Annotated in this window: 8 protein-coding genes and 1 pseudogene; 2 read left to right on the top strand and 7 right to left on the bottom strand. The window is 73.2% G+C overall.

Going from position 1 to position 12056, the window contains the following annotated elements:
- Positions 1–70: 70 nt before the first annotated feature.
- On the top strand, positions 71–1405 hold the full coding sequence (locus tag KRR39_RS07385; protein ID WP_216942472.1) for a mannose-1-phosphate guanylyltransferase/mannose-6-phosphate isomerase: 1335 nt from the start codon (positions 71–73) through the stop codon (positions 1403–1405).
- A 347-nt stretch (positions 1406–1752) separates the two neighbouring features.
- Here the strand turns inward: KRR39_RS07385 and KRR39_RS07380 are convergent, their stop codons facing one another.
- The 5 genes from KRR39_RS07380 to KRR39_RS24500 are packed head-to-tail and all read right to left on the bottom strand — an operon-like array spanning position 1753 to position 8200.
- Complete coding sequence (locus KRR39_RS07380; protein WP_216941412.1) at positions 1753–3645, bottom strand: hypothetical protein; 1893 nt, start codon at positions 3643–3645, stop codon at positions 1753–1755.
- A complete protein-coding gene (locus KRR39_RS07375) occupies positions 3645–5471 on the bottom strand; it encodes a hypothetical protein (RefSeq protein ID WP_216941411.1) in 1827 nt (608 codons plus the stop codon). The genes KRR39_RS07380 and KRR39_RS07375 overlap by 1 nt, the downstream gene beginning before the upstream one ends.
- Positions 5464–6747, bottom strand: a complete 1284-nt coding sequence (locus tag KRR39_RS07370) for a polysaccharide biosynthesis protein (RefSeq protein ID WP_216941410.1) — start codon at positions 6745–6747, stop codon at positions 5464–5466. The genes KRR39_RS07375 and KRR39_RS07370 overlap by 8 nt, the downstream gene beginning before the upstream one ends.
- A complete protein-coding gene (locus tag KRR39_RS24505) occupies positions 6744–7565 on the bottom strand; it encodes a glycosyltransferase (RefSeq protein WP_254185577.1) in 822 nt (273 codons plus the stop codon). The genes KRR39_RS07370 and KRR39_RS24505 overlap by 4 nt, the downstream gene beginning before the upstream one ends.
- A complete protein-coding gene (locus KRR39_RS24500) occupies positions 7562–8200 on the bottom strand; it encodes a hypothetical protein (protein ID WP_254185576.1) in 639 nt (212 codons plus the stop codon). The genes KRR39_RS24505 and KRR39_RS24500 overlap by 4 nt, the downstream gene beginning before the upstream one ends.
- 116 nt (positions 8201–8316) lie before the next feature.
- Between KRR39_RS24500 and KRR39_RS24495 the strand changes: the two genes are divergently transcribed.
- Complete coding sequence (locus tag KRR39_RS24495) at positions 8317–8463, top strand: hypothetical protein (RefSeq protein WP_254185575.1); 147 nt, start codon at positions 8317–8319, stop codon at positions 8461–8463.
- A gap of 677 nt (positions 8464–9140) precedes the next feature.
- Here the strand turns inward: KRR39_RS24495 and KRR39_RS25985 are convergent.
- A pseudogene (locus KRR39_RS25985) lies at positions 9141–9539 on the bottom strand (glycosyltransferase family 2 protein); the annotation flags it as partial.
- 56 nt (positions 9540–9595) lie between these two features.
- The gene (locus KRR39_RS07360; RefSeq protein ID WP_216941408.1) at positions 9596–12034 is read right to left on the bottom strand and encodes a hypothetical protein; all 2439 of its coding nucleotides are present in this window, start codon (positions 12032–12034) and stop codon (positions 9596–9598) included.
- Between the last annotated feature and the right edge of the window lie 22 nt (positions 12035–12056).

Below are 12056 nucleotides of genomic sequence, written 5' to 3'. Positions count from 1 at the left end.
CTGTCCGGGGGGACGGGCACCGGGTTGTGGCCGATGTCCCGGGAGCTCTTCCCCAAGCAGCTCCTCCCCCCTGCTCGCCGAGGTCAGCCTGCTGCAGCAGACCGCCTGGCGGGTCCAGGGCCACGAGTTCGCCGCGCCCCTGCTGATGTGCGGGGAGGAGCACCGCTTCGCCGTGGCGCAGCAGATGCGGGAGCTCGGCATCGAGCCGCGTGCGATCGTCCTCGAGCCGGTCGGCCGGGGCACCGCTCCCCCGATCGCCGTGGCCGCCCGGCTGGTCGCGGCCGACGACCGCGACGCCGTGATGCTCGTGCTGCCCTCCGACCACGCGGTCGGCGACCCGGCTGCCTTCGCAAACACCGTACGGGCCGCAGCCGGGGTGGCCGCCGAGGGGCACCTCGTCGCCTTCGGGGTGCCCGCGACGCGTCCCGAGACCGGGTTCGGCTACATCCGCTCCGGGGTGGGGCTCGCCGGACACGACGCCGCCTTCGAGGTCAAGGACTTCGTGGAGAAGCCCTCCCGCGCCTTCGCCCGCGACCTGGTGGCCGCCGGCGACTGGAGCTGGAACAGCGGGATGTACGTGTTCCCGCCCCGGCTGTTCCTCGAGGAGCTCGAGCGGTTGCGGCCCGACGTCCTGGAGGCGGTCACCGGGGCCCTGCGGACCGCGCGGGTCGACCTGGACTTCGTCCGCCTCGACGACCGGGAGTTCACGCGGTCGCCGACGGTCTCGGTGGACCACGCGGTGATGGAGCACACAGACCGGGCGGCCGTCGTCAACGCCGACTTCGGCTGGAACGACGTCGGCAGCTGGTCGGGCCTGTGGCAGATGGGCGACCAGGACCAGTCGGGCAACGTGGTCCTCGGCGACGTGATCGCCGACGGCAGCAGCGGCTGCTACCTCCGCGCCGACGGGGTGCTGCTGGCCACCGTCGGGCTCGAGGACACCATCGTGGTGGCCACCTCCGACGTGGTGCTGGTCGCCGACCGGAGCCACGACCAGCAGGTCCGGGAGGTCGTGCAGAAGCTCAAGGAGCGCGGCCGCATCGAGGCGTCCAGCCACCGGGTGGTCTACCGGCCGTGGGGCAGCTACGAGTCGGTCGACTCCGGCCCCGGGTACCAGGTCAAGCACATCACCGTGAAGCCCGGGCACACGCTGTCCCTGCAGACCCACCAGCAGCGCGCGGAGCACTGGGTGGTGATCAGCGGGGTCGCGGACGTGGTCCGCGGCGAGGAGAGCCTGCTGCTGACCGAGACGATGTCGGTCGACGTACCCGTGGGCTGCCCGCACCGGCTGGGGAACCCGGGCCCGGGACTGCTGCACCTCGTGGAGGTGCAGACCGGGACCTACCTCGGCGAGGACGACATCGTCCGGCTCGCGGACGACTACGGCCGGCACGAACCCCGCTGAGCCCGGTCGGCAGGACCGGGGCGGACGCGGCAGCGCACTCGACGGTGTCGCCGGGGGCCGCGACGTCGGCGCGCTGCCCGCCCCCACGGCGGAGGGACCGACCGGTCAGTGCACCTCCGCGGCGCAACGGCGGCCGGAGCGGCCGTCGCGCGGGACCTAAGGTCTCGCCCGTCGTTCCCCGGACGGGGCGGCCGACAGCGCGCGCAGGACCGGGAGCGGTCCCTGCGCACGGCCGGCCCACGCGGCAAGCGGGGTCGGCGGGAGATCGTCGGCCGCCACCACCCGGGGGGATCGGTTGCGGCGCCGCAGCGCGAGGTGCGGGTCGCTGAGGAGGCGCCGCGCGGAACTCATGTCAGCAGTCCCCACAGCCGCGGCAGCAGCACGCCGCAGGACACCACCACCAGGGTCAACCCGACCCAGGACGTGGCCCGGAGCCGTCCTCCCGCCGGTTCGTCGGCGGCCCGCACGGTCGACCGGCGGGCGGCGACGGTCTCGGCCCGGAGCAGCATCACCATCAGTGCCACGGTGGCCAGCACGGCGAGCCCCACGATGAGGTCACGCACCCGGAAGGCGCGGCTGGGCTCCGCAGCGGCCTGTCCCGAGCGCGACGCCACCGGGGGCGGGGACGCCGCTGGGGGCAACGGGCTGAGCACGTCGTCGCGAAGCATCCGCGCGGCGGCCGGGTCTCCCCCGGTCAGCCGGACCAGGTCGCGGTTCAGGCCGGTCTCGCCGGTCGACACCGGCGTGACCTTCACCGAGGGCGCGGTCGGGACGGGGTCGTCCATGCTGGTGGTGAGGTAGCCGGTCGCGGCGCGGGGGCAGCAGGTGTTCGCGGCGAAGACGTACAGCGTCCGCGTCCCGGCGTCCGTCGCGAGGGCCGTGCCGGTGACCGTGTCGGACAAGGGGAGCCGGCTGGCCCGCCACCGGTCCTGCTGGTCCCGGCTGAGCAGCACCCGCAGAGGTCTGGCCGCACCGTTCACTATGGTCCGCCCGCCCCGCGCGACCACGTAGACGCGACCCGCACCGTCGGCGGTGACGCCTTCGAGGGCGACCGGGCCGGCGTCGAGGCCACGGACAGGCACCAGGGAGACCTGGGGTGCCGCCGGCCGGCCGCTTGCTGCGAAGCCGGTGGCCCAGAACAGCCGACGGGCCGCGCCGTCGCTCCAGAGCAGGCCCAGCTGTCCCCCGCCGAGGCGGACCAGCGCGGTCGCGTCCCCGCTGCTCACCCGGTCCGTGGGACGCGCGGAGACCGGCACCGGAGCGGTCCAGGTCCGGGCGTCCACGGCGAGGGTGTGGGTGAGCCAGACGCGGCCGTCCTGGACGTAGGAGACCCAGAACCGGCCGGAGCCGTCCCGCTCGAGGCTGGGCGCGGTGGTCTCGCCGGTGGCGAGGGCGGCCGGTGGCGCGCTGTCCTGGACCCAGCCCGACCCGTCGGCGCTGGGCACGAACGTGAGCGCCCGCAGCGCGGGTGGCCGGTCTCCGGAGGCCGAGCCGGCCGCGACGACCACGAGCCGGGTGCCGGTCCACACCACGTCGATCGCGTCCCCGCGGGCAGCCTTGAGGGTGAGTCCGCCGTACTGCCAGCTCCCCCCGGCCCTCGTACGGCGCTGGAACGTGTAGCTGCCGGAGCCCTGGTCCCACATGAGGCCCCACCACTGCGTGCCCACGGACCAGACCCGGGCCGTGGTCGTCTGCGGCAGCCCGACGGCCCGGGGCGCCGGACGGCTCGTCCCGGCCTGTCCCGGCTCCGCGCCGCCGCCGGGGAGCAGCAGCCCGATCACCAGGCCGAGGGCGACCGGACCGGCCGCGAGCACCGCGAACCGGCGAACGGCCCGCCGCCGGCCAGGCGCGGGAAGGGCGGTGGCGGCGAGCAGCAGCGTGACGGTCCCGAAGCAGAACGCGAACGCGGAGACGCTCCACAGCCCGAGGTAGAGCAGGGTGCTGGCCAGCAGCACGACCGTCCCGAGGCTGACGGCGAAGGTCACCGCCAGCCGGAGGCCCACGTTGCGGAACCCCGCCGCCACCACCACGCAGTAGCCAGGGCCGGCCAGGAGCAGCAGCACGCCGAGCACGCCCGCGACCGGCCGGAGCACGTCGATGGCGCCGAGCACCGGGACCGCCACCGCGAGGATCGCCGCGACGACGACGCCACGGTCCGGCGACGGTCGGGGGGCGTCCACCTGGGCGGAGGGGTCCTCCTGCAGCCCGGAGCCGGGCGGTGGGGTGGTCGAGGTCGTCATCATTGCCCCATCTCGGCGGTCGACGGCACGCGGTAGATCTGGACGTCACGGTTCTTGTAGACCAGGCGCGCCAGCGGGTCGTGGGCGACCGAGCTCTGCAGGCCGTCGGTCGACCAGTCCCGCTGCTCGCCCTGGATCCGCATCGCCTCGCTGGTCGCGCGGGTGAACATCAGCAGCGCCCCGCCGGTGCTCTCCTTCGCCCGGTCCACGACCATCTGGTAGCAGTCGTCGGAGCTGGTGCTCGGGCCGCACTGCTCGGTGAGCACCACGTAGTCGTGGTCCAGGTACCCGCGGTACTTCCACGGGGTCGGGTGGGCCGGCGTGACCAGGACGTCACCCGGGGTGGCGAGCCGGTAGAGCGCCTGGGTGCCGGCGATCTCGTCGGCGGTGAAGGTGTCGAAGCCGGCGTTGCCGTAGCGGGCCCCGATCACGCCGACGCTGCCGAGGGCCGCCACCACGAGCACCACCACCGACACCTGCTGCCGGGTCACCCGGCCGTTCCGGCGCTCGGTGCGCAGGAACGGCACCGCCGCGTAGTAGGCCGCGAACGGGAGCGCGAACAGCGTCGCCCGCATCAGCATCTCGCCGCCGTAGGACTGCAGCGGGACCATCAGGAACGGGAAGATCATCAGCATCACCGGGCGGAAGTCCCGGTGGCCGGCCCGCCACAGCCGCAGGACGCCGAGGCCGGCGAGCGCCATCACACCGAGCGTCATGGCGAAGCGCACGTCGATCACGTGCAGGTGACCGGCGGTGCCGCGGATCCGGTCCTGCACCGTCGCGGAGGTCACCTCGTGGGCGCTCTGCACGAACAGCACGGGGTGGCCGCCGAGGTAGGCCGAGGCTCCGGTGGTCAGCCAGATCACGATCAGCGCGCCCAGCACCGGGAGCAGCCGCGGCGTCCAGCACCGGCCGGTGACGGTGAGCAGCGCCACCGTGCCGAGCAGGAAGAACGGGGTGAGCTGGTGGCTGACCAGGATCACCACCGACAGCAGCACGACCACCCACAGTCCCGCGACCCGGCGCCGGGGGTCGCGCTCGACCGGGGTGCGTGAGCTCCACCAGGTCCACCAGCCCTCCCGGAGGCCGTGCTCGGAGACCGCGCTGCGCAGGGTGGTGCCGGGCCGGGCGGCGAGGGTGTGCAGCAGCAGCCCCGTCGCCACCAGGTAGCTGAAGTAGGCGAAGGCCTGCGGCGAGAGGTAGTCCTGGTCGATCCAGTTGAACAGCGTGAACAGCCACGCCGCCAGCCAGATGTGGTGCGGCTGCGGGGTGAGCGCGCGGACCACCAGGCAGACGCCGAGCATCCACAGCAGCCCGTTCAGGACCGGCGCCACCAGGGCGAGCGCCACCGGCGGCAGGTGGGTCACCTGCAGGAGCGCCCCGAGACCGGCGAAGAACCCCGGCCAGTTGAAGTAGCCGTCGATCAGGGGGTTCACGGTGCCGGTCCCCAGCAGCGCCTTCATGATGCCGAGGTGCCGCCAGGCGACCTCGGTCCGGGGCGTGCCCGTGGCGATCGCGGCGGCGCCGTACAGCACCACGACGAGCAGCCCGAGCGTGACCACGATGTCGGGGCGTCGTACGACGGGCCGGGCGAGCTGGATCGCGACGGCGACGTTCAGGACCGCGACACCGACCCAGAACCTCGCCGGCAGGACGGCCACGAGGCCGTAGTCGCTGGCGATCGGGGCGTTCACCGTGGACGCCCCCCAGACCGCGAGAGCGGCTCCGGCGACGGCGAGCACGATGACGGGCACCCGCCCGCGCAGCTGTCTCGGCATCATCTGCTCGACGACGGTGGTCGGACGGGTCAGCAACGTGTCAGCCATGGACGGCGTCCTCGGTTCGGTGGAGCACGGACAACAGGCGGGTGCCGGCGAAGACCGACGCGAGCGCGGTCGCGGAGACCCAGACCACGGCTACGGCGAGCGGGCCGTGCGACCCCACCGCCGCGGTGCCCACGGACACCACGACGAGGAGCAGCAGCCCGAGCAGCGTCGCCTCACGGGTCCGGGCGGTGGCCCGGCAGTAGGCGTTGTAGGCCTGCAGGACGACGAACGGGGCCAGCCCGAGCGTCAGCACCCGCAGGGCGCCGGTCGACGCGTCGGCGTACACGCCGCCGAGCAGGCCGAGGAGCGGGCCGGCCGCGACGACCAGCACCAGGCACAGGCAGCCGCCGAGCAGCAGCGACCACTTGAGCCCGAGCAGGACGATCCTCCCGGCGTCCTGCGGACGACGCACGATGTCGGCGAACTGCACCATGCCGACGCTGATCGGCGCGGTGAAGGCGGCCCAGACCATCATCCAGGCGGGGTACCAGTACGCCGCCTGCGTCGGCGACACCACGTGCGCGAGGATCAGCGGCACCAGGACCGGGGAGAGCCGCTCGGTGAGGGTGAGCATCTGGTTGGGCACGCCGGTGCGGACCAGCATCCAGGCGGGACGGCGGCTCAGGCTCGGGCGGAACCGGTAGCCGGCCCAGCGGCGCAGCTGGAAGGTGCCCACGGCCACCGACACCACCGAGCCCAGCGTCCACGTGGCGACCAGCTCGAACGGAGTGGCGCGACCCGGCGCCAGGGCCAGCGCGCCGACGGCGGACAGCGCGACGACGCTGCCGAGCGCGTAGCGGAGCGCGGCGCCCTCGGTGTGGTGCAGGGCGATCGAGACCTGGTCCAGGCAGATCACGCAGGTCCCGGCGCTCGCCGCCACCAGGAACAGCAGCACGAACAGCACGCCGGACGCCGCGGCGGGCGAGTCACCCACGCGGGCGAACACGAGGTAGCCGGCGCCGCACAGCAGGCTCGCCGCCACGACGACGGTGAACGAGCTGTCCAGCACCTGCCGGACCGGACGTCCACCGCCCAGGGCGATGATCGCGGCCGACCCCACGCCGAGGATGCCCAGCTGGGTGCAGAGCATCACCGCGGAGACGGTGGCGACGGCGAGGCCCACGTCGGGCACCGTCGCGCTCCGCGCGGCCACGATCCAGAACAGGAAGCCGCCGCCCATCTGCACGCCCTTGGCGCACACCAGCCAGACCGAGCGGGCCGGCAGCGAGAGCCGGGCGTTCCCCGCGGCGAGCGTGTCGGCGGTCCCCGCGTTCACCGGGCCAGCCCCCGTCGCATGCCGACGTAGTTGAACCAGCAGTACGCCGCGAAGTACCGCGCCCACTGCGGCTGCCGGTCCCGGACGCTCAGCGCCACCCCGCGTGCGGCCGCCGCCACCGGCAGCGCGAAGAGCCGGCTCCCCCGCCAGCCGTGCTTGCGCACCATCAGGCCCAGGCCGGTCCCGTCCATCAGGAACTGGTCCTTGGCGAAGGCGAAGTCGTCGCCGGCGAAGTGGTGCGAGACCAGGGCGCTGCGGGAGACGCCGACCTTGTGCCCCTGCGACTCCAGCCGCCAGCGCAGCTCGATGTCCTCGCCGGACTCGAAGCGGGGGTCGAAGCCGGTGCGCAGCAGCAGGTCGCGCTCGATGACGGTGGCGACCAGGCCGAACCACCAGCGGCTGCGTCCGTGCAGGTGGTGGTAGGCCAGCGCCTGGCCCCAGTAGCCGGGCCCCGAGACGCTCTCCAGGCCCGCCTGCAGCGCGGCGTACCCGCCGAGGTGGTACTCCTCGAGCAGCCGGTCCAGGACCCCGTCCGGGACCACGACGTCGGTGTCGACCATCAGCACCCACCGGGTGTCGGCCGCCTGGGCGCCGAGCGTGCGGGCCAGCGGCAGGCCGCCGCCCTCGTCGCTGAGCACCGTGGCGCCGTGCGCCCGGGCCACCTCCCGCGAGCAGTCGGTGGACAGCCCGTCGACCACCACCACCCGGGTCACGCCGTTGCGGCGCAGCGACTCGAGGCAGGGGCCCACCAGCGCCTCGGCGTTGCGCACCGGTACGACGGCGGTGATGCCGGCGGCGGTGGGGACGGCCCGGCTCATGAGGCGGCGCTCGCCTCGGCGTCGAGCAAGGACGGCACCAGCTCGTCCAGGACGGTGACGACCTCGTCGGAGGCCTGGTCGGCCGACAGCCGGCTCGGGACCTGCAGCAGGTAGCACGGCAGCCCGTCCAGGCCCTTGGCCAGCACGTCGCTCTTCGCCGTGACCAGGTCCCGCCACGACGTCATCGACGTCGCGGCCAGGGCGGTCACCAGGGTCTGGGAGAAGCCGGGCATCTCGAGGTGGAAGTTGCCCATCACCCGGTCGACCATCCAGTCCCGCGTGACCTCGGTCAGCTCGACCGTCGGCCCGGAGTGCCGCTCGACGTAGATCGAGGCCAGCAGCGGGGCGTGCGTCGTCACCGGTACCCCCGGCAGCGCGAGGGCGGCGTCGACCATCCGGTGCTCGGGCGACCAGCGCCGGGCGAGGTCGGCCAGCTGGGGGTACCGGATGATGTGCGGGTGCACGGCCGTGCTCAGCCGGCCGAGCGGGCGGGAGAGCACCGTCGGCACCATCGGCTTGCGGACGCCCTGGAACAGGTGCGGGTAGATCGTCCGGTGGTGCGACCTGATGAACATCGGCTTGGCGTAGCCGAGCAGCGTCCGGTCGTCGCCCAGGAAGGCCCAGTCGTCGCCCATGGAAGGAGTAGCCGTCCCGGCGCATCAGCTTGGCGATGCTGCTGGTCTTGCCGGTCCCGCCACCGGCCGGCAGCGCGATCGCGTAGCCGCGGTACGCCACGGTGGCGGCGTGGATCATGCCCGCGCCGCGCCCGACCATCGCCCGGTCCAGCAGCGGCACGAGCGTGGTGAGCAGCTCGCCGTCGCCGTGGATGCGGACCTGGTCCCCGTCCCGGACGACCTGGACCCGGTCCTGGACGAGCTCCACGCTGTGCGGGGAGTAGTTCAGCTCGTCCTCGAGCTGGCAGGTGACCCCGACGTCCTCGAACTCACGGGAGACGACGATGTCGGCCGGGACCTCGGTGTCGCTGGCGAAGCAGGCCAGCATCATGCGCAGCTGGGCGGCCGCGGGGGCGTCCCGCTCGACACGGATGCCGAGCAGCCCGTGCAGGTCGAAGTGCAGCCACCGGTCGGGCGGTGCCGTCTCGTGCCTCATGGATGTCCCCTGTTCGTGATCGAGACTCGTGGGGTGCCGGCGGCTCGTCTCCACGACGAACCCGGCACTCGTGAGGGCGAGACCCGCGGCGACCGCGAAGGCCCGTGCGGGGTGGGTGCGCAGCCCGCGCGGCAGGGTCCTGCGCACGTAGTCGCGCTCCGCGCCCAGCGCGGCCCGCGAGCCCTCCAGCCGGCGCATGGTGGCCTTGCTGCGCCCTTCGGCGAAGCAGCGCCGGCGGAAGTAGGTCCAGGTGCCGCGCTCCGCGGCGACGTGGTGGTGCGCGCCGGCGGCAGGCTCGAAGAGGATCCGGCCCTGCGGGAAGGCCCGGGCCAGCCGGAGGCTGATCTCGGTCTCCTCGCAGCCCTGCCCACCGGCCCCGATCCGGCCCATCGACTCCGAGAAGCCGCCGACGGTCCGCACCGCGTCCCGGCGGAAGGACATGTTCGCCCCGATCGGGTTGCGGATCTCGGCGGTGGCGGTGGGCTGGCCGACGTACGAGCAGCCGACCACCCAGCCGAACTCCGGCGGGAACCAGGTCGGGCGCCGGTCGGCCCACGCGGGGACGACCAGCCCTCCGACGCCGAGGACCGAGGGGTCCTCGTAGTGCCGGACGTGGCCGGCCAGCCAACCGGGGTGCGCCTCGGCGTCGTCGTCGAGGAACAGCACCACCTCCCCGGTGGCGGCGGCGACGCCGGTGTTCCTGGCACCGGACAGCCCCCGGGACCCCGTGCTGGCTATCACCTGGACCCGCGGGTCCAGCGAGGCGGCCGACCGGGACAGCAGCTCGTCGCTGTGGTCGACCACCAGGACCACCTGGTCCGGCCCGGGCCGCTGGTCCAGCGCGGACGCCAGCGCGGCGACCATCTGGGACCAGCGGTCCACGGTCCATGCGCAGACCACCACGCTGGTGGAGATCCGGCTCATTGCCACACCTTCACGCTGTCGACGCGGTAGTCGAGGCTCCGGCCCCCGGCGACGCTGCCGAACCGCAGGCTGCGCAGTCCGGAGCTGCCGAGGTTCGACGCGCTCCGCTTCAGCACGGTGCGACCGTCCACCGACAACGCCCAGGCGTCCTTGCCCCGTGGGTTGACGGTCACGTCCAGCATGAACCGGGCACGCTGGGCCACCGCCGGCCCCTTCACCGCCGGGGTGACGCCGCCCGGGAGCCGGACCCGCAGCTTGCCGTTCGAGGAGACGCGCTCCACGCTGAGCACCACCTTCCCGGCGGCGTTGCGCAGGCTGGCCACGTCGACGGTCTGGCCGCGCAGTCCCGGGCGGCCGACGCGGCCCACCCAGGAGAAGCCCAGGGTGCTGCTCGCGGCCGGGAGCCGCTTGGTGATCGATGCCGTGGAGCCGCGGCGGGCCACGCTGCGGATCCGGGCGCCGGTGTCACCGGGGTACACCGCGTTCTTGACGACGGCGGTGCTGCCGGTGCGGGAGTGCCGCGCCAGCCAGCCGCCGTGCGTGAAGTTCTTCGACGAGAAGCCGTCGAAGAACCACGGGGTGATCTTCCAGGAGTACACGTCCGGCGTGGCGTCGGCGTTGCCGGCCGCGTCCACGGCGGCCGCCGCGAACGTGTGGTCGCCGTCCGCGAGGCCGCGGTAGACCACCGGCGACGTGCAGACCACGGCGGGCTTGCCGTCGAGCGAGCACCGGAAGGTCGAGCCGGCCTCGTCGGAGACCAGCGTGAACGCCGCCTCGCGCGCCGTGCTCACGGCCTTCGGCCGCAGCGAGATCCCCGTGCTCGGCGCGACCGTGTCACCGGCCGGCACGGCGACGTTCCAGGTGTACGTCACGGGGGTCCCGTCCTGCGCCCCGGCCGCCCCGACGCCCCGCACGGAGAACGTGTGGTTGCCGTTCGTGAGCCCGGTGTAGCTCTGAGGAGAGGTGCAAGCCGCTGGGACCGCGCCGTCGAGCGAGCACAGGAACGTGGCACCCGGCTCGGTGGCCGTGAACTCGAACGTGGCGTCCCCCGTCGCCACCGAGGCCGCGGGTTTGGTGGAGATCGTCGTGCCCGTGCCGAGCTCGAGCTGGTTGTAGAGGTAGGTGCGGGTCTGGTCGTCACCTGCCAGGGCCAGCAGGCCCGAGGCTGAGGTGACCGTCTGCTTGGTCGTCGTGACGTTGTTCGCTTCGGGGTTCGCGTTGCTGAAGATGAACGGGGTGCCTGGGCCGGATCCGAACGTCGGGTTGGCCAGTGGGGTCTTCTTGTAGTAGATCGTGCCGCCGGCGCAGCAGGGACCGGCCGCGAAGACGTACAGGTCGTGGTGGTCCGAGTCGATGACCACGCTGGCCCGGGTGACGTTGTCGGCGACGGTGGCGAACGGCCGAGCGCTCCAGTTGCCCTGGAGGTCGAGGTAGAGCAGGTTGATCAGCGGATCGGTCGCCCCCGTGTGGGAGGTCTTCGCGACCGCGAAGACGCGGCCGGCGTTGCCGCCGGCGACCGACTTGATGTTGAGGTGGTCGTCGGACCCCTGAGGATTGTCGTACGCCACGCTCGTGGCCCAGGTCTGGTCGGGGTCGCCGTCGACGTGGGTCGCCCAGTGCACCTTCTGCGTGCGCTGGTTGCTCCACAGCACACCCACCTTGTTGCCGTCGAAGGAGACGACTGCGGCGATGTCGCTCGACGGCTGCCCTCCGGGGTCCTTGGCTGGGTCGAAGGTGACGGTCGAGGAGTCGTCGGGGGTCGGCAGCTGGTAGGGCGCCACCCAGGCCCGGTCGTCGGTGGGCTGCGAGTGCGTGATCATCACCCTGGCGGCGCGCGTCGTGTCGGCGGTCGGGTCGTGCACCGGGTCGACGCCCGGGACGCCGGTCGTGTAGGTCACCCAGAGCGTGCCCGTGCTGTCCTTGTCGATCACCGGCGAGTAGCTCAGGCCGGAGGCGAGCTGGACCGGTGTCCCGTCGGAGATCCATGACCCTTTGACCGCGTCGAAGGAGAATCGCCGCAACAGCGTGGTGGTGTCGGCCGGGGGATTCGGTCCGCTGGTCTTGGGGGTGGACACGACATACAGGTGGGTTCCGTCCCACAGGACGTCCATGTCCACCCGGGTGCGGGTCTCGAGCACCGTGGGGGTCTTGGCCCACTCGTGCTTGGTCCAGTCGTAGCCCCACACGACGTAGTCGTTGGACGCGGTGTCCCACATCGCCCCCCACCACTTGTCCTGGGCATACCACAGCTTGCTCTGCGGCTTCTCCGCCGTCGGCGCGTTCGGTTGCTGGGTGGTTCCGGCGTACGACGGACCGACGTAGCCGACGTCGACGGCGGCCGAGGCCTTCGTAGCCACCAGGCTGATGCCGCTCGCGGCCAGCAGCAGCGTGGTCAGCGCGGCGATGCCGCGTCGCAGGACGTGTGTGCGATGCATGTCGAACATCCCCCAGTTCCCG

The organism is Nocardioides panacis, from assembly GCF_019039255.1.
In the GTDB taxonomy this organism is placed as follows: domain Bacteria; phylum Actinomycetota; class Actinomycetes; order Propionibacteriales; family Nocardioidaceae; genus Nocardioides_B; species Nocardioides_B panacis.
This window is presented reverse-complemented; position numbering and strand designations above follow the sequence as displayed.